The organism is Sporanaerobacter sp. PP17-6a, from assembly GCF_900095615.1.
Lineage (GTDB): Bacteria > Bacillota > Clostridia > Tissierellales > Acidilutibacteraceae > Acidilutibacter > Acidilutibacter cellobiosedens.
The window spans coordinates 107,302-126,113 of the sequence record NZ_FMIF01000016.1 but is presented as its reverse complement, the minus strand read 5'-3'; the positions used below and the strand labels follow the sequence as shown (position 1 = coordinate 126,113).

The window sequence follows — 18,812 nt, the reverse complement described above, 5'->3', positions numbered from 1 at the left end:
AAAAAGCTACTTTTTCACTGGTCCCGAAACGTCCCCATGTCTTGTTGGTTTAGCTGAAAATTTTCTTCAATTCTTTACGGCCATTTTCGTCTGTCAATGCCAATATACCATCATCAGCTAAAATTTGTGTGTCTCCCTTTGGAATCAATACGGATTCATTTCGGATAATCGCAATAAGTACCGTTTTACTCGAAATAGACAGATTTTTTAACAATTGGTCGGCAGCCTTAGCATTTTTTTGAACTTTCATTTGAACTATGGAATAATCTCCGCGGCCGAGCTTTAAAATCGTAAACATATCCTTCATATTCATTTCTTCTACCACGAAATACGATATCAGTTCTGCTTGGTTAACGCCTATATCCACACCCATTGTACTGTTAAACAGCCAAGCATTTTTAGGATTGTTAACGCGGGCAACTACCTTTGGTATGCCGAACTCCATTTTGGCAAGAGTAGAAATCACCAAATTAGTTTCATCAGCTCCGGTAACGGCAGCTACTACATCAGCCGAATCAATGCCTGCTTTTTCCATTACTTCAGGATCCGAACCATTGCCGAAAATCAGCATTTCATTAGGCAGTTCCTTCTGCAAATTTTTATATATATTTTCACGATTTTCAATTATACGTATCTCATGACCATTAGATGATAATAAGGAGGCAAGGTAGGCTCCGACTTGACCTCCACCTACAATTATGACTTTCACACTAATTCCTCCTTTTTATATTAATCCCAACATTGATCTCAATTTATTAGCGGCAGAAGAAATGACCGAAATATAGAGGATATCTTCTGCATTCAACTTGGTACCAGTTGTTGGAATAAAAGTTTTGTTATTACGATTGATGGCGACCACACGAATTTCACCAATAACCGTTAAATCATTTACGGTACGATTAACTAATAGAGACGGTACTTCAACGCGTACTATATTCACGTTCCCATTTCCTATTTCATATACGCTGTCTAATTGACGATATGATAAAATCTCTGATGCTCTTTCAATTCCCCAAGTTGTCGTAGAAATGGTTTGAATTCCTATTCGATGATAAATATCCGCCTTTCTCGGATCATAGAGCCGTGCAATCACATAAGGCACACGATAAATATTTTTTGCTATCCTTGCAATAACAACATTTGCTTCATCGCTTGCTGTACAAGCTACTATAGCATCTACTTGATCTATTTTAGCTTTTTTTAATACATCTCGGTCAAATCCGACGCCGGCTATTTTCAAACCGGTAAAATTTTTCCCTAATTTTTTAAAAGTCTCGGGATTCAAGTCAATCACAGTTACCTGATGACCTTTTTTTACAAGATCAAGTGACAGGCCTATCCCCATTCTTCCTAAACCTACTACAATAACTTTCATGCCGTTCACCCCTCTATTATTTTTGATAGTTCTTGGCATTTTTTCTGTAACTCCATGCTTTTCTTACTTCTTCAATCAACAAGATCAGCGGTGGCCAAACACAAAGTAAAAGCCAATCTGACGAATCCAGTCCTAAAGTATGAAAAACGGATTGGAGCGGTGGTAAATAAACCAATGCAATAATTAATGCAACCTCAAAGATAATACCAAAGTTCACTTGTTTATTACTGAATAATCCAACTTTAAAGACAGACTGCTTTTCTGTACGACAATTGAACACAGCTCCGATTTGACTAAAGACAATAGCCGCAAGAGTCATAGTAGTCGCTTTGATATATACCGGATCAATTCCCCGAGCAAGAGGCACTGCCGGCCAGCCGTTTTCCATATTGACAAAGAAATAAGAAAAAGTGGAAGTAATAGAGCCCAATAATCCGTACCATAAAAAAGCTTTCATTATTAATTTTTTAGTTAGTAACGGCTCTTTTTGATTTCGCGGCGGTTGGTCCATAACTCCCTTTTCAGGCCTTTCAGTTCCTAAACCTAATGCAGGCAACATATCAGTACCTAAATCAATCGTAAGAATCTGCATTACTGTCAACGGCAACGGAATAGCTCCACGAGAAAACAGAAACAGAGCAGAAGGCACAGCTTCCGGCATATTTGAATTCAAAATATACAACAGAAACTTACGAATATTACTATAAACAGCACGACCTTCTTCAATAGCATGAACAATAGAAGCAAAGTTATCATCCGTCAAAATCATATCTGCTGCTTCCTTCGCCACATCTGTCCCAGCAATACCCATGGCAACCCCAATATTTGCCTTTCTTAAAGCCGGAGAATCATTGACGCCATCCCCTGTTACAGCAACAACTTCACCCATTTCCTGCAGATTGGATACAACACGTAATTTCTGTTCCGGTGCCACACGAGCAAAAATAATTTCATCCTTTAAATATTCTTTTAATTGTTCGTCTGAAAGTTCTTCCAGCTCCAATCCTGATACTACCCGAGGATTAGTACCTTTCACAATTCCAATACGTTTTGAAATACTTTCGGCAGTCAAACCATAATCTCCGGTAATCATGATGATACGAATACCGGCATGATGACATTCTTCAACGGCAGCCGCTACTTCAGGACGTGGAGGATCAGCCATTGCAATTAGCCCTACAAACACCAAATCATGCTCAATAATTTCGGGAGTATAGGCACTCATAGCCTTTGGAATATCATCATCTTTATGAAGTAAACGATAGGAAACTGCCAACACACGTAATCCTTCACGAGCATATCCGTCATTTGCTTTCATAATTTCTGCACGCATTTCTTCTGTAATAGGTTCAACTTCACCGTTTATGCGGATAGATTCACTTAATTTCATTACCTCTTTAGGTGCTCCCTTTACGTATGCAATACGTACAGTACCTTCAACAGGCTTGCTCAATTGGTGAATTGTCGTCATCCTTTTACGACGTGATTCAAAGGGCAATTCTCTTAAACGCGGGGTCGTTCTTATCTGTTCCTGTACATCAATACCTGCTTTTTCGGCTACAACACCTAAGCAGGCTTCTGTCGGATCTCCTAATACAGTATATCGCGGAGATTCTTCATCCGGCGGCAATAGACGGGCATTGCTACATAAAGCTGCAGCCGTTAATAAAATCTTCATATCTTCATCATCATCAGCCATAAATTTTTTTCCGTCTTTTAAAATATCACCTTTAGGCTCATATCCAACACCTGTAACTTCATATTCCTTTTCTGCCAGCCATAAATGATTAACTGTCATTTCATTTTGTGTTAAAGTACCGGTTTTATCAGTACATATAACAGAAGTGCTCCCCAATGTCTCAACAGAAGAGAGCTTCTTTACTAATGCATTTCGTTTGACCATACGTTGTACAGCCATAGCAAGGGACAATGTAACTGTTGGGAGTAATCCTTCGGGTATAAAGGCAACGACCATACCTAAAGCAAATATAAATGAAGAAGCCATAGGTTCTTTTACTAAAAATAATGCCGCAGCAAAGAAAAAAATTCCAAAAGCAATAGCAATAATCGATATTTGCTTTGTCAGACGATTCAGTTCCCTTTGTAATGGGCTATCCTCTTTTTTCATATTTTGAGTTAAATCTGCAATCTTTCCAAATTCGGTTTTCATCCCAATTTCTATGACTACGGCTTTCCCGTTGCCTGCGGAAACACTGGTTCCTGCAAAAATTAAATTAGGAATTTCAGCTCTTGTTAAATTATTCTTTAATATAGAATCATTTATCTTCGAAACCGGATTCGATTCACCGGTAAGTGTCGATTGATTGACTTGTAAATCATTGCATCCAACTAATCTAGCATCCGCGGAAATCTTATCGCCCTCTTCTAATAAAATTATATCACCGACAACTAGATCTTCAGCTAAAATCTTTTCTTCTTTTCCGTCACGAATAACTCGCACATATGAAGGCAGCATATTCTTCAATGCATCTGTTGCCTTACCGGCACGATATTCCTGCCAAAAACTAAAAACACCGTTAATAATGTTTACTAACCAAATGGCGATTCCCAATTGAGGCATACCAGCCACAAAAGCTACTGCACCTCCAACCCATAGTAAGATAGCCATTAAATGGGTGAAACTTGCAAGGAAAATAAGTATAGTAGACTCTTTTTTCTTCTCATCAATAAGATTTTTTCCTTCTTCTTTCTGCCTTTGTTCGGCTTGAGCCTGCGTTAATCCTTGAGGGCTTGTTCCTAATGCCTCATAAACTTCATCAACTGAAATTTTATAAATATCTTTTCTAATATTTGCTGTATCTTTATCCAATTGTTTTGTCAACCCTCCCTTTAATGATAGATAAAAAAGTAAATATTCTTTTAACCATATTCTATCATATATTTAAAAATTCGACATTTCAAAATAAGGTACATGTTTTATTATACCACAAATTAAATTAATTACATCATTAATTTAATACCACAATAAAGTGCATGATCTCCATAGGAAAAAGCCCAGCACCGCTGGACTTTTTCACCGTTCATTATCACATTTTATTGTGGATTCGGGTAGTGGAGGCGGTGGGTGTCGAACCCACGTCCAAAAATATTTCCACAGAAACCTCTCCGAGTGCAGTCAGTATTTTTATATTCCCTCGGCAAGACCCCTACTGACAGGGTTCAGGCTTTGGTAGCTTCATTATTTCCGTTCCTTACTCAAAGCTTTGTAGGGCTCGGTTCCCCACTACGTTGACGCCCTATTCCAAATCGTGGGATTTTTGGATAAGACGAGCTGTCTAACTAGGCAGCTAAAGCGTAATTATTATCGTTTGCGTTTAATTTTAATTTGCCATTTTTAACGTTGTTTGGCGACAACGACTCGCTATTTCCGCTTCTATATCCCTGTCGAAACCAAATTCGCCCCCAAATAATATAAAATCAATATCTTTCTTTAACCTGTCTTTGAATCCTTCTTTCAGCATCCTTTTTTGCAATATCTTCTCTTTTGTCATACAGTTTTTTACCTTTTGCTACGGCTAATTCTATTTTCACCAGTCCATTCTTAAGATAAGCCGATAAAGGAATTATCGCATACCCCTTTTGCATTATAAGGGAAGATAATTTTCTGATTTCTCTTTTATGAAGAAGAAGCTTTCTTTTTCTCATAGGATCTACATTATAAATATTTCCTTGTTCATAGGGGCTAATATGCATGCTGTAAACAAATACTTCTCCATTTTCTACAATAGCATAGCTATCTTTTATGTTCATCCTTCCTTGTCTTACAGATTTTACTTCTGTTCCCGTAAGAGCAATGCCGGCTTCAAAAGTATCTTCCACGAAATACTCATGTCTTGCTTTTCTGTTTGTTGCAACTATCTTTATATTTTCTTTATTCATATTTACCACCACAACTTCTATAGTCCATTTTACAGTTTAACAACTTTTTTTCAGTCTGTCAACTTCTTTAATCTGTTAAAACAAAATCTACTGACCTTCTTACGACATCTGCACCAATTACCTTAATTTTTACCATATCTCCGATTCTATAAATTTTATGAGTTCTTTCCCCTACAATACAATATTTATCATCATCAAAATAATAATAGTCATCTACCATATTGCTAAAATGAATTAAACCTTCAATAGTATTATCCAATTGAACAAACATTCCAAAGTGGGTGAGAGATGAAACCATTCCCTCATAAACACTTCCTATTCTTTTAGACATATATTCGGCTTTCTTTAAATCATCTACATCCCTTTCCGCTTCATCAGCTATTTTTTCCATTCCCGAGGATTGATCCGCAACCATCGGAAGCCTTTTTTCTAAATATTGAATTTTGTCAGGGGTCAATCTTCCGTTTATATAACTTTTTATTATTCTATGAATCTGTAAATCGGGGTATCTCCTTATAGGGGAAGTAAAATGGCAATAATATTTTGCAGCCAAACCAAAATGTCCTTCGGCTTTGTTGCTATATCTGGCTTTTTTCAGGGATCTCAACATCAAATTGCTAATTAATGCTTCCTCTTTTTTGCCTTCAATTTTTTTTAACAATTCCTGAAGTTCTTTTGGATGAATTTCTTGATTGCCCTTTAAATTGTATCCAAAATTGTGTATGAATTTATTAAAATCACCTATCTTTTCCGAATCCGGATTTTCATGTATTCTGTACACAAAGGGAATATCTGCCCATGTCATATCTTCTGCTACGGTTTCATTGCAGGCAAGCATAAACTCCTCTATTATTCTATTAGCTATTCTTCTATCATCTTTTTTTATATCAACAGGCTTTCCATCATCGTCTAATATTATCTTTGCTTCTGGAAAATCAAAATCTATACTTCCTCGGAGTTCTCTCTTATCTCTTAGTATGTAGCATAACTTTTCCATGTTCTTTAAATCTTCATATATATCTTTATACTCCCTGACTATATGTTCTTCACCTTTTTCCAGCAAATCCGAAATATCATCATAAACTAATCTTCTCTTGCTTCTTATAACACTCTCCTGTATTTTATGATCAACTATGTTGCCATTATTATCTATTTCCATAAATACACTTAAAGTAAGCCTATCAACATTCGGATTCAAACTGCATATTCCATTGGAAAGTTCCAACGGAAGCATAGGAATTACCCTGTCAATTAAGTACACGCTTGTTCCCCGTTTCAACGCTTCCTTATCCAAAGGAGAATTCTCCTTTACATAATGAGTTACATCCGCAATATGAACTCCAAGCAAAAAATTTCCATTATTCATCTTCTCTACGGATACCGCATCATCAAAATCCTTTGCATCTTCTCCGTCTATTGTAAAAATATTTTTCTCTCTTAAATCCAGCCTTCTTCCTATCTCTCTTTCTTCAATTTCTTGAGGGATAGCTTGGGCCTGAGATATTACGTTATTCGGAAATTCTTCCGGTAATTTATATTGTTTAATTATAGAAAGGATATCCGTTCCCTTTTCTCCCGTATATCCTAATATTTCCGTTATTTTTCCTTCGGGACTTCTTCTGTAATCACCCCAGCTGAGTACTTCCACAACTACCTTTTGGTTTGTTTTAGCACCGTTGATATAGGCCTTGGGAATAAATATATCCACATTTATTCTTCGATCATCGGGAACAACAAAGCCAAAATTTTTATTGTCTTCAAATGTTCCGACAATCTCCTTATTGGCTCTTTCTAATATTCTTATTATCTCTCCTTCTTCTCTCTTATCTTCATCTTTTTTTCTTGTTATTCTTACAATTACTTTATCTCCGTTGAGAGCTCCATTAATACTGTCTGCAGGTATAAATATATCCTCTTCGCCTTTCTCTTCAGGCACTACAAAGCCAAATTTCTTTTCCGTTCCGTCAAGTATCCCTACTACAAGATTCATCTTTTCCGGAAGTCCGTACCTGTCGCTTCTTGTTTTAACTATTATTCCTTCCTTTTCCATGCTGTTTATTACTTTATAAAAAACTTTTAGTTCCTTCCTCCCTATTTCAAAAACTTCAGCAAGTTCTTCCTTAAGCATGGGTTTATACAGTTTTTCTCTCATCAGATCTATAATATTATCTCTTATACTCATATTTTCCTCCAATATATTGCCTGAGCATTCAATATTTTTTTCATATTATAGGTTACCCCTTATGAACCATTTTTAATCTTTATGCTTTACCCCCAAATTGTATTTTATTAAATAGATCTTCATTATAAGAATACATATTCTTATTTTTATCATCATGTGCTTTAAAAGCTATATCAATCATTTTATCAATCAAGGTTTTAAATGAATATCCTTTCCCTTCCCATAAATAATAAGCAATAGACCCGGGCATTGTATTGATTTCATTAATATAGATCTTCTGATTTTTATCAAGGAGAAAATCTATTCTTGCATTTCCTCTTCCATCTATTACTTGGAAAGCATTTTTAGCTATCTTTTCGATTTCGGCTCTTATTACATCTTCCAAATCCGCAGGTATCCTTCTTTTTTCGGTTTTGTTGTTTTTTATATTGCTTTTTATATATTTATCTTCATAGGATAAAAGTTCTTTCCAGCCCAGGGGTTCTTCACATAATGACACATCCACATTATCTTCATATCCCATAACTGCACAGTTAATCTCTCTGGGTTCTTCCACGGCCTTTTCTATAATTATCTTTCTATCATATCTTACAGCAATTTCAATAGCACTTATCAGGCTGTCCTCATCCTTTGCTTTAGATATCCCCACGCTTGAACCTAAATTAGCGGGCTTTACGAAAAGAGGAAATTCAAGTTTATTTTTTATATTATTTATTATTTCATTTCTATTTTCTTCCCACATAGATCTATAGAACCAGACATAATTTACTACAGGAAGGTTATTTGCTTTAAACACATCCTTCATAAGTACCTTATCCATTCCAACACTTGAAGACAATACTCCGCCACCAACATAAGGAATATTCATTAATTCAAAAACTCCCTGAATTGTTCCGTCTTCTCCGTTTGTTCCATGGATAACTGGAAAAGCAACATCAACACTCTCTATAATTTTTTTCCCAAACAATCCGACACTTTCAGGCTGTGTATATAAATTATAATCATTATTTGTGGGAACAACTACTATTTCCTTTAAATCATTCAAATTATTTTCCTTATAATTTTTAAATTTTCTCAAACTGTCCCCCGTAAACCATTTACCTTCCTTATTTATATAGAGCGGGACAGCTGTATATTTACTCTCATCTATATTTTCAAGTACCTGAAGTCCGCTTATAACCGACACCTCATGTTCAACACTTCTTCCGCCAAATATAACTGCTACCTTTTTTTTCATCTATTTCCCTCCTATATCTATTCATTATAATTGTCAGGCAGATCATTTTCAAAAAGTACAATGTCCTTAGGCTTAACTATTTTTTGGATTTGATCCGTAGCTTCATTTAAATCATTTACAACAAAAATATTTTCCTTTGTATATCCAAATTCCATTAATCCTCTATATATTGGTTCTGTTCTTTTTTCTCCCACCAAAATTACATAATCGCAAACCTTGCCTATTTGAGTTCCAAACTCTTTATTGGCAGCCTCTTCTCTTTCTCCCAATTCTACCATTCCGGGAGTAACTATTATCTTTTTGCCTTCTTTAAATTGGCTGATAACATCCAAAGCCGCTTTTGCCCCAATAGGATTTGAATTAAAAGCATCATCTATTATTATAATTCCCGTACTAGGGGTAATTATATTTAATCTGTGTGGAACTGGTTGAATCTCTTCAATTCTATCCCTTATTTCTTCAAAAGACAATCCCAAGACTCTTCCAACCGCGACTCCTGCCAATATATTATATATATTGTGTTTCCCTAATAACTTCGTTGTACATCTTATCTTATTTCCGTCTTTATCGTTAATGTTAAAAGATGAACCAAGCTCAGATATCTCTATATCCGTAGCATATAAATCCAATTTTTCGGAATCTCCAAGACCATAAAGCAATTTTTCCTTAAATGTCTTATCGGCTAACTTTCTAACATATTCATTATCATAATTAAATATGGCCACTCCATCCGCCGGAAGCCCCTCTATAAGCTCATATTTAGTTTTCATTATATTTTCTAAATTTAGGAATGTCTCCAGATGAGTTTCTCCTATTGAAGTGATTATCCCTATTTTAGGGTGAACAAGTTCAGTCAGTTCTTTTATGTCTCCAATATTTCTTGCTCCCATTTCTGCAACAAATATTTCGTAATCTTCATTTAAATCATTGTTTATAACCTTGCTTATACCCATAGCCGTATTATAGCTTTCCGGAGTATTTAAAGTTTTAAACTTCTTTTCAAGTATTGTGGCAACTATAAATTTAGTACTGGTTTTCCCAAAACTTCCTGTTATACCTATTGAAGTTAAATTCTTTAAAGATTTTATTTTCGCCTGTGCTTTTAAATAAAAATGTCTGTTAATTTTTATTTCTATCGGTTCTACTATCATATTTCCGAGAATAATATTCAATGGTTGAAAGTAATATATTAGTGTCTCTGCAAATAAAATAATAGGAAAGTAGTATTGTCTGTTATTTACCGTCATAAAAAATACAGCTAAAATAATTCCTATCTCAATCAGATCTACAAAAATTAAACTTACATACAGCCTCATTGCTCTTTTAGTAAATACCAACTCTTTTTTTACTTCTTCCTCTTTCCATTGAACCGAATAATCCATAAATATGATCCATATTACAAGGTATCCGTATAATAGGTAATTATTTTTCAAAAATATTGATAAAAAAATATACACTGCCGTAAAAAAAGTCAGAACAGAAACAGATACTCTAACTTTTCTCGGGTATACTCTCGATGAACTATTCATCCATTTAATAAATTGTTTGTTTTTATATCCTTCAATCTGAAGCATATGAAGAAAAAATTTACCCCTTTTAAGAATTACAATTACTCCTACCAAAAAAACCAAAATACTAACCATTTTATTTACCTCCCAGTAAAAAGGCATTTAAAACAATTGAAAATCTTCTAAAATCTTCAATATAAGAATAATGTCCTGCTCCTTCAAAAACTACTAATCCACTATCCTTTATTTCCCTTTTCATTATCTCTCCCATATAAAGAGGAGTAGCCGTATCCTTCTCCCCCCAAATGATTAAAGTAGGTGCCTCTATATCTCTTAATAAATATTCAAAATTCTCATTAACAGCTTTAACAAAAATTTGACGCATAATTCCCGATGAATTTTTATAATCCTCCGAGCCAAATTTATCCTGAAATTTTTTCATTGCCTTATCCTTATTCCCCCAGGAAAAACATGACTTATATAATAATTTTAATATCTTGAAACTATAAACCTTTATATAATACTTTATAGTTCTTTTAGGAATTAATCCAGCACTATCAATTAAGACTATCTTATCTATAATGTTTTTATACTTGCTTCCGAGTATTATTGATATTTTTCCGCCAAAAGAATGGCCTATAATCACTACCTTTCTCATTTTTAACTTATTCATAAAATCATATACTATTTTTGCGTAATCTTCCCCGCTAAAAACCTTTTTTGGCTTATCACTTTTACCAAACCCGGGGAAATCTATTGCATAAACCTTAAAATTTTTTTTTAACAGATTAAATATGGGCATCACAGTTTCAGTACTGCATCCCCATCCATGAAGAAGTAAAACTTCAGAGCCTTCCCCTTCAACAACATAATTAATATTAAGACCGTCTATATCTATGATCATCTATGTAATACCTTCCTCATAAATTAATTCCTTTAAATAATAATATTATCTCATACTATATGATTATAACAAATAATCGCATTTTTTAAAACCATAATTCTTATAACTATAAAATTATATAATATATTTAAAAAAGCTGGTAGAATTTTCCCTCTGCCGGCTTTTATATGTAAAAATTTAAAATTAATAGTTTCCACTTTTATGCAAAAACAAATTGCAGTAGGAAATTAATCACTACCGCTAATATTGCTGAGAATATAATTCTATGATTCGAATTTAATTTTATATCTATTGAAGAGATGCAAGTATTAAAGAAGATACCATAAATATAACAGCACAAACTATAGTTATTCTCTTAAGAGTATCTTCAAAATTTCTGCCTTTATTCTTTCCCCATGTACTTGTATTTCCTCCGCCTATTGCCCCTAATCCTTCGGATTTACTGGGCTGCAACATTACGGCTACAATCAATACAATACCTACCACTAATACCAATATCGATAGAAAAGTATTCATTAATTCCACCTCCAAAATAAAATTATATAATTTCCCCTTTAAACATTATTATTTTAACATAGCCCGTTTATAAAAGCAATAGTAAGTCACATAAAAAGATAGTAAGGCCTAAGGCCTACTATCTTTTTACGCTATAAAGAGCTTTTTCCCCTCTAAATTCTGATATGTCTGCAAGAACATCTTCTATTCTTAACAGCTGATTATATTTCGAAACTCTATCTGTTCTTGAAGGTGCACCTGTTTTTATTTGGCCTGCATTAATTCCCACTACCAAATCAGCTATAGTGGTATCCTCAGTTTCTCCCGACCTATGGGATACTACGGCTGTATAACCATTAACCTTAGCCAATTCTATAGCATCTAAAGTTTCGGTCAAAGTTCCTATTTGATTAAGTTTAATAAGCACAGAGTTTGCTACTCCGAGATCAATACCTTTTTGGATTCTCTTCGTATTAGTTACAAATAAATCGTCTCCTACAAGCTGAACCTTCTTTCCAAGTCTTTCAGTAAGAAGCTTCCAACCGTCCCAATCTTCCTCTGCCAATCCATCTTCAATAGATATAATCGGGTATTTTCCAACTAATTTTTCATAGAAGTCAATCATTTCTACCTTTGTATACTCTTTTCCCTCTCCAGCCAGTCTGTATATATCTCTCTTTTCATCATACAGTTCGGTAGCAGCCGTATCTATTGCCAAAGCTACATCTTTTCCCGGCTCATAACCAGCTTTTTTAATAGCTTCCACTATAGTCTGAAGAGCTTCTTCATTACTCTCTAAATTCGGAGCAAATCCTCCTTCATCACCAACTGCAGTATTAAGTCCTTTGCCTTTAAGAACGGATTTTAAATTATGAAAAACTTCTGCTCCCATTCTTAACGCTTCTTTAAAATTCGGTGCCCCTACAGGCATTACCATGAACTCCTGAATGTCTACATTATTATCTGCATGCTTTCCACCGTTTAATATATTCATCATTGGAACAGGAAATACCTTACCGTTTACTCCCCCGATGTATTTATATAAAGGTAATCCTAATTCATCGGCAGCAGCCCTTGCAGCAGCCAAGGATACTCCTAAAGTTGCATTCGCACCAAGTTTACCTTTGTTTTCCGTTCCATCCAATTCAATAAGCGCTTTATCTATCTCAACTTGATCAAGAACATCCATGCCTATTATTTCAGGAGCAATTATCTCATTTACATTGTCTACTGCCTTAGTTACTCCCTTTCCAAGATATCTTGATTTATCTCCGTCTCTTAATTCCACAGCTTCAAAAGCTCCTGTAGACGCTCCTGACGGAACTATTGCCCTTCCAAAGCCGTCCAACTCAGTGTAAACTTCAACTTCGATAGTCGGATTTCCTCTGGAATCAAGTACTTCTCTTGCATATACATCTGTTATTAAACTCATATTAATCCTCCTTCAAAATAAGTGATTTGCCTGTCATTTCTTTCGGTATTTGAATATTAGCCATATCAAGCAATGTAGGTGCTATATCGCAAAGCTTTCCCTCACGAAGCTTTACATTGCCGGCTCCTACGATTATGCAGGGAACCTCATTTGTGGTATGAGACGTAACGGGAGTATTGTTTTCATCCAGCATACATTCCACATTTCCATGGTCTGCAGTAATCAGTATCTTTCCTTGTCTCTTAACTATTTCTTCCACTATATCTCCCAATAGTTTATCAACAGTTTCCACAGCCTTCACAGCAGCAGGTATACTACCTGTATGACCTACCATATCGGGATTTGCAAAATTCAATATGATAAAATCATACTTATCCATTCTTATTCTTTTCAATACTTCTTCTGATACTTCTATTGCACTCATCTCCGGCTTTAAATCGTAAGTTGCAACTTTCGGAGAAGGAATGAGCGCTCTGTCTTCTCCTTTAAAAGGCTCTTCTCTTCCTCCGTTAAAGAAGAAAGTAACATGAGCATATTTTTCGGTTTCAGCAATTCTCAACTGAGTAAATCCAAGTTTACTTACATATTGACCGAAAGTATTTTCAGGAACTTCTTTTTTATAAACTACGTGAACATTTTTAATCGTCTTGTCATATTCAGTCATAGTGACAAAGAAAGTATTTACTTTTTTCTTTCTTTCAAACCCGTTGAAATCCTCATCAACTATAGCTCTTGTCAACTGTCTTGCTCTGTCCGGTCTAAAATTAAAAAATACTATTGAATCTCCGTTTTCTACTGTAACCGAATCTTCACCAGATTTTTTTATAACTGAAGGAATAACAAATTCATCAGTCACACCATTATCATAAGAGTCATCTATTGCTCTGGCGGCAGAGGAAAACTCCTTGCCTTGCCCAAACACTACTGCATTATATGCTTTTTCCGTTCTGTCCCATCTTTTGTCTCTGTCCATGGCATAATATCTTCCCGATACAGTAGCAATTTTCCCTACTCCTATTTCTTTGATTTTAGCTTCTAATTGTTCCAAATATGCCTTTCCACTTTTGGGAGGAACATCTCTTCCGTCAAGAAAAGCATGTACATATACCTTTTTAATACCTTTTTCCTTAAGAAGCCTGAGAATTGCATACAAATGGGTATTATGGCTATGAACTCCTCCGTCAGACACCAGGCCCATTATATGAAAATTGGAATTATTATTTTTCACATTGTCTATTGCTTCCAAAAGTTCTTTTTTTTCAAAAAAATCCCCATCTTCAATGGATTTTGTGATTTCAGTAAGTTCTTGATATATAATTCTTCCCGCTCCAATATTTAAATGCCCTACCTCCGAATTTCCCATTTGTCCCTCAGGAAGTCCAACAGCTAAGCCGCTTGCTTTAAGTTTAGTATTGGGGTATTCCTTCAAAAGCTTATCATAATTTGGAAGTCTAGCAAGGGAAAGGGTATTGCCTTCATATTTTTTCCCTATTCCCCAGCCATCCAAAATGGCAAGCATTACTAATTTTTTTGTCATATTTACTCCTCCATCAAAAATTTATAAGCTTTAGAAAATCTTTTGTCAGACTTGCCCCTCCAACCAATGCTCCATCTATTTCTTCTTCTTTCATCAATTCGGCAATGTTGGATGGTTTTACACTCCCACCATATTGTATTCTAATTTTATCCTTTGTTTTTTCACTATATATCTCTCCTATAGTGTTTCTTATAAAACCTATCATTTTGTTAGCATCCTCATTGGATGCTGTCTTTCCTGTCCCTATGGCCCATATGGGTTCATAAGCAATAACTATTTTTCCCATTGATTCTTCTTCTATTCCATCAAAAGCTTTCTTTATCTGATTTCCCACTATAGTTTCTTCAATTCCCTTTTCTCTTTCTTCTAATGTCTCTCCTACACATACTATCGGCTTAATATTATGATTTAAGGCTGATTTAATTTTTTTGTTTACAGTATCATCTGTTTCGTTAAAATATTGTCTTCGTTCAGAGTGACCGATTATCACGTAATCTACCCCTATTTCATTGAGCATCAAAGGAGAAATTTCTCCGGTAAAAGCTCCTGATTCTTTCCAATGCATATTTTGAGCACCCAACTTAATGTTGGTTCCCTTTAAAGCTTCCTTCACACTGATCAAATCCGTATAAGGTACACAAAGTACTACTTCCACACTATCTTTCTTCTCGCCATTTTTGATTATTTCAACTAATTCCAACGCTTCTTTTATATTCTTATTCATTTTCCAGTTTCCAGCAATTATTGGCAGACGCATATTAATGACCTCCTATTTATCACTTATAGCCGCAATCCCCGGAAGTTCTTTCCCTTCAAGAAACTCAAGACTTGCTCCTCCTCCGGTAGATATATGGGTTATTTTATTTGCATACCCTGCCTTTTCAACAGCAGAAGCACTATCTCCTCCGCCAACTATGGTTACAGCAGCAGACTCGGACATTGCTTTTGCTATGGCATTAGTACCCTTGCTGAAGTTTTCCATTTCAAAAACTCCCATAGGACCATTCCATACTATAGTTTTCGCTGTTTTAATTTCATCGGTAAATAATTTTATTGTTTTTTCTCCGATATCCAATCCCATCATATCATCCGGAATAGCATCCGAATTAACTGTTTTAAACTCGGTATCATTTTTTAATTCCTTACCGACTACTGTGTCCACCGGAAGAAGTAATTTAACTTTCTTCTCTTCGGCCTTTGCAATTAACTTCTTAGCAAATTCCACTTTATCTTTTTCCAAAAGAGATTTTCCTACATTATATCCCTTTGAATTTAAGAAGGTAAATGCCATTCCTCCGCCAATAATTATAGTATCAACTTTATTTAACAAATTCTCTATTACACCGATTTTATCAGAAACTTTTGCTCCTCCAAGAATTGCTATAAATGGTCTTTCGGGATTTTCCAATGCTTTTCCCATAACTTCTATTTCCTTTTGAACTAAGAACCCAGCTCCGGAAGGTAGATAAGTCGATAATCCTACATTAGAAGCATGAGCTCTATGAGAAGTTCCGAAAGCATCGTTTATATAAATTTCTCCGAGAGAAGCCAATTCCTTTGCAAATTCTTCTCCATTCTTTTCTTCTTCTTTTCTATACCTTGTATTCTCTAATAAAACTATATCTCCGTTTTTCATTTCTGATACAATATTCTTTACCTTGTCACTGACTACTTTATCGTCTTGTGCAAATATTACATTTTTTCTCACAAGTTCAGAAAGCCTTTTAGCCACAGGAGCTAAAGAATATTTTGGATTCGGCTCTCCCTTTGGTCTTCCAAGGTGGGAAAGTAGTATTATTTTTGCGTCATTATCAATTAAGTATCTTATTGTAGGCAAAGCACTGACTATTCTTCTGTCATCCGTAATATTTTGATTTGCATCCATAGGTACATTAAAATCACATCTAACCAATACTTTTTTTCCTCTAACATCAAAATCCTTTATAGATTTTTTGTTTAACATAAGATCACCTCGTTATAATTAATCCATTCCGGTTTTAACGGAAAACTTTTTTAGCTTACCTAAAACCGGAATGGTTTTAAATATCAGAATTATTTTTCTTTATTTGCAATATAGCTTGCAAGATCCACAACTCTGTATGAATATCCCCATTCATTATCATACCAAGAAACTACTTTTACCATGTCGTCAATAACCATAGTTGATAATCCGTCAACTATTGATGAACGAGGATCTCCCTTATAATCTACTGATACTAAAGGTTCATCTGAATATCCAAGGAATCTTGATATCTTGCCTTCACTTGCCTCTTTAAGTACTTTATTTACTTCTTCAGTTGTAGTCGGTTTTTCAACTTGGAACACCACATCTACTACAGAAACTGTAGGAGTAGGAACTCTCATTGCAAAACCATTTAATTTACCTTTAAGTTCCGGTATAACCAATGCAACAGCTTTTGCCGCTCCGGTAGTTGTAGGAATAATCGATTCCGCTGCTGCTCTTGCTCTTCTAAGATCTTTATGCCTCTTATCAAGAATTTGTTGGTCATTTGTGTATGAATGAACTGTAGTCATCAAACCTTTTTTAATTCCAAAATTCTCAAGAATTACCTTTGCAACAGGAGCAAGGCAGTTAGTAGTACATGAAGCATTTGATATAATGTTGTGTTTATCCTTATCATACTTTTCTTCATTGACTCCCATAACTATAGTAATATCCTCATTCTTTGCAGGAGCAGTAATCAATACCTTTTTAGCTCCGGCTTTTAGATGTTTCGATGCTCCTTCTCTGTCTCTAAATGCACCCGTAGACTCAATTACCAATTCTACTCCAAGATCTTTCCAAGGAATTTCTTCAGGATTCCTGTGATTAACAACCTTTATTTTCTTTCCATTTAAAATTAAATAATCATTTTCAACTTCTATTGTGCCTTTAAATTTTCCATAAAGAGTATCGTATTTAAAAAGATGTGCTAAATCCGGTAAATTACCTGAAGCGTTAATTGCTACTACATCAAAATCTTTTATGCCCTCTTGAGCGTAAATTCTTAATACATCTCTTCCTATTCTTCCAAATCCGCTAATACCAACCTTCATTGTCATAAAAATTCCTCCTTGTTTTTTATTAATAAACTGTTTTAAACAGTTTTAAACCAAATTTAATATTCTTCTTCCCGCACCTTCATCGGTTATTAAAACTAAGTTGCTTTTTAAAGAACAAATAGAAATTATTGCTTCTGCCTTACCTTCACCACCGCCAACTCCTATGACGCTTTCAATACCATTAAAATCGTCAAGAGAAAGCCCTACTGTTGTTGCTTCTCCTACTATATTGCCTTTCATGTCGAAATAATGCCCAAAAGCCTCTGCTACAGCACCTCTGCTCAATAATTCATTTATGGTTTCCTCTTTAAGATTCCTTCTTCTTGCCATAACATCTGCTCTTCCCATTCCAAAAACCAAAATATCAATTTTTTTAATCATATCAATAATTTCTTTAATTTCCGGATTTTTAATCATAACCTTTAAATCATCCTGTTTTATATTATCAGGCATATGAAGAAGTTTATAACTTCCGCCCAGTTTATATGCCAATTTGGCGGCAATAATGTTGGCCTGAGTTTCCACTCTCTCTCCAAGTCCTCCTCTGGCAGGTATTACAACTATTCCTTCCTTTTTCTTTTCATCAGGCATTCCTTCAGCTACATAAGCCATAGTACTTCCACCTGTAATTCCTATAATCTGATTGTCATTTATAATGTTTCTTAAGTACATAGCAGTAGTTTTTCCCATATCTTTTAAAGCTAATTCATCCTCATCACAATTTCCAGACACTATAATCGCTTTTTTTATCTTTAATGCCTTTTCCAGTTTTCTTTCCAAATTGTCAAGGCCTTTCATTTCATAGATGACGCCCTTTAAATCATCTAAAAGCTGCTTTCCTTCCTCCGTTAAATACATACCCATTGATTCAATTTTTATTAACCCTTGTTCTTTTAAAATATTAACTTCCGTTCTTGCAACCCTTTCTCCAACTTTAAGTTCATTGGCAAGAGCTCTTCTTCCAATGGGTTGATGATAAAAAATAATTTTTAATATTTCATATCTTTTTCCCATAATTTCTAAAATTTCCGGCACTATTTTCTTTTCAGTCTCAATCAGCCTATTCATAAGAACACCTCTTATTAGTATATATAACACTAATATTATGTATATATTAACCTTTAATAATTCAAAAATGTAAAGATTAGGGCCTTAAAATGTCCCTTATATTGTAATAAT

Annotated in this window: 15 protein-coding genes and 1 other RNA gene; all 16 read right to left on the bottom strand. The window is 34.8% G+C overall.

Features of this window, described 5'->3' with window-relative positions; genetic code table 11:
- Positions 1-49: 49 nt before the first annotated feature.
- The 16 genes from PP176A_RS08420 to PP176A_RS08345 all read right to left on the bottom strand — a co-directional run bounded on the left by PP176A_RS08420 (position 50) and on the right by PP176A_RS08345 (position 18,701).
- Complete coding sequence (locus PP176A_RS08420) at positions 50-709, bottom strand: potassium channel family protein (protein WP_071140024.1); 660 nt, start codon at positions 707-709, stop codon at positions 50-52.
- 15 nt (positions 710-724) lie between these two features.
- The gene (locus tag PP176A_RS08415) at positions 725-1,414 is read right to left on the bottom strand and encodes a potassium channel family protein (protein WP_200796100.1); all 690 of its coding nucleotides are present in this window, start codon (positions 1,412-1,414) and stop codon (positions 725-727) included.
- Positions 1,392-4,205 carry a cation-translocating P-type ATPase gene (locus tag PP176A_RS08410; protein WP_143037667.1) on the bottom strand — a complete coding sequence of 938 codons (2,814 nt, stop codon included), beginning with the start codon at positions 4,203-4,205 and terminating at the stop codon, positions 1,392-1,394. The genes PP176A_RS08415 and PP176A_RS08410 overlap by 23 nt, the downstream gene beginning before the upstream one ends.
- A 240-nt stretch (positions 4,206-4,445) precedes the next feature.
- Positions 4,446-4,800, bottom strand: a transfer-messenger RNA (tmRNA) gene (ssrA, locus tag PP176A_RS08405).
- Positions 4,801-4,813: 13 nt separating this feature from the next.
- On the bottom strand, positions 4,814-5,275 hold the full coding sequence (smpB, locus tag PP176A_RS08400; protein WP_071140022.1) for an SsrA-binding protein SmpB: 462 nt from the start codon (positions 5,273-5,275) through the stop codon (positions 4,814-4,816).
- 67 nt (positions 5,276-5,342) lie between these two features.
- The gene (gene rnr, locus PP176A_RS08395; RefSeq protein WP_071140021.1) at positions 5,343-7,457 is read right to left on the bottom strand and encodes a ribonuclease R; all 2,115 of its coding nucleotides are present in this window, start codon (positions 7,455-7,457) and stop codon (positions 5,343-5,345) included.
- A gap of 79 nt (positions 7,458-7,536) precedes the next feature.
- Positions 7,537-8,694: a D-alanine--D-alanine ligase family protein gene (locus tag PP176A_RS08390; RefSeq protein WP_071140020.1), complete on the bottom strand. Its 1,158-nt coding sequence runs from the start codon at positions 8,692-8,694 to the stop codon at positions 7,537-7,539.
- Between the two features lie 17 nt (positions 8,695-8,711).
- Positions 8,712-10,337, bottom strand: coding sequence for a UDP-N-acetylmuramoyl-tripeptide--D-alanyl-D-alanine ligase (locus tag PP176A_RS08385; RefSeq protein ID WP_071140019.1), 1,626 nt, complete (start codon positions 10,335-10,337; stop codon positions 8,712-8,714).
- 1 nt (position 10,338) lies between these two features.
- Positions 10,339-11,106 carry an alpha/beta fold hydrolase gene (locus PP176A_RS08380; RefSeq protein WP_071140018.1) on the bottom strand — a complete coding sequence of 256 codons (768 nt, stop codon included), beginning with the start codon at positions 11,104-11,106 and terminating at the stop codon, positions 10,339-10,341.
- Positions 11,107-11,394: 288 nt separating this feature from the next.
- Complete coding sequence (gene secG / locus PP176A_RS08375; RefSeq protein ID WP_071140017.1) at positions 11,395-11,622, bottom strand: preprotein translocase subunit SecG; 228 nt, start codon at positions 11,620-11,622, stop codon at positions 11,395-11,397.
- Positions 11,623-11,740: 118 nt separating this feature from the next.
- Entirely contained in the window at positions 11,741-13,033 is a 1,293-nt protein-coding gene (eno, locus tag PP176A_RS08370) for a phosphopyruvate hydratase (RefSeq protein WP_071140016.1), read from the bottom strand.
- A gap of 1 nt (position 13,034) precedes the next feature.
- On the bottom strand, positions 13,035-14,570 hold the full coding sequence (gene gpmI, locus PP176A_RS08365; RefSeq protein WP_071140015.1) for a 2,3-bisphosphoglycerate-independent phosphoglycerate mutase: 1,536 nt from the start codon (positions 14,568-14,570) through the stop codon (positions 13,035-13,037).
- Between the two features lie 13 nt (positions 14,571-14,583).
- Positions 14,584-15,327, bottom strand: coding sequence for a triose-phosphate isomerase (gene tpiA, locus PP176A_RS08360; protein ID WP_071140014.1), 744 nt, complete (start codon positions 15,325-15,327; stop codon positions 14,584-14,586).
- Between the two features lie 12 nt (positions 15,328-15,339).
- Positions 15,340-16,533, bottom strand: a complete 1,194-nt coding sequence (locus tag PP176A_RS08355) for a phosphoglycerate kinase (RefSeq protein WP_071140013.1) — start codon at positions 16,531-16,533, stop codon at positions 15,340-15,342.
- Between the two features lie 89 nt (positions 16,534-16,622).
- Entirely contained in the window at positions 16,623-17,633 is a 1,011-nt protein-coding gene (gap, locus tag PP176A_RS08350; protein WP_071140012.1) for a type I glyceraldehyde-3-phosphate dehydrogenase, read from the bottom strand.
- A gap of 45 nt (positions 17,634-17,678) precedes the next feature.
- The gene (locus PP176A_RS08345) at positions 17,679-18,701 is read right to left on the bottom strand and encodes a sugar-binding transcriptional regulator (RefSeq protein ID WP_071140011.1); all 1,023 of its coding nucleotides are present in this window, start codon (positions 18,699-18,701) and stop codon (positions 17,679-17,681) included.
- Between the last annotated feature and the right edge of the window lie 111 nt (positions 18,702-18,812).

Coding starts and splice junctions, on each gene's coding strand:
- PP176A_RS08380 (WP_071140018.1), bottom strand. CDS start 11,106: ATGATCATAGATATAGACGGTCTTAATATTAATTATGTTGTTGAAGGG.
- tpiA (WP_071140014.1), bottom strand. CDS start 15,327: ATGCGTCTGCCAATAATTGCTGGAAACTGGAAAATGAATAAGAATATA.
- smpB (WP_071140022.1), bottom strand. CDS start 5,275: ATGAATAAAGAAAATATAAAGATAGTTGCAACAAACAGAAAAGCAAGA.
- secG (WP_071140017.1), bottom strand. CDS start 11,622: ATGAATACTTTTCTATCGATATTGGTATTAGTGGTAGGTATTGTATTG.
- eno (WP_071140016.1), bottom strand. CDS start 13,033: ATGAGTTTAATAACAGATGTATATGCAAGAGAAGTACTTGATTCCAGA.
- gpmI (WP_071140015.1), bottom strand. CDS start 14,570: ATGACAAAAAAATTAGTAATGCTTGCCATTTTGGATGGCTGGGGAATA.
- PP176A_RS08355 (WP_071140013.1), bottom strand. CDS start 16,533: ATGTTAAACAAAAAATCTATAAAGGATTTTGATGTTAGAGGAAAAAAA.
- gap (WP_071140012.1), bottom strand. CDS start 17,633: ATGACAATGAAGGTTGGTATTAGCGGATTTGGAAGAATAGGAAGAGAT.
- PP176A_RS08345 (WP_071140011.1), bottom strand. CDS start 18,701: ATGAATAGGCTGATTGAGACTGAAAAGAAAATAGTGCCGGAAATTTTA.
- PP176A_RS08385 (WP_071140019.1), bottom strand. CDS start 10,337: ATGGTTAGTATTTTGGTTTTTTTGGTAGGAGTAATTGTAATTCTTAAA.
- PP176A_RS08415 (WP_200796100.1), bottom strand. CDS start 1,414: ATGCCAAGAACTATCAAAAATAATAGAGGGGTGAACGGCATGAAAGTT.
- PP176A_RS08390 (WP_071140020.1), bottom strand. CDS start 8,694: ATGAAAAAAAAGGTAGCAGTTATATTTGGCGGAAGAAGTGTTGAACAT.
- rnr (WP_071140021.1), bottom strand. CDS start 7,457: ATGAGTATAAGAGATAATATTATAGATCTGATGAGAGAAAAACTGTAT.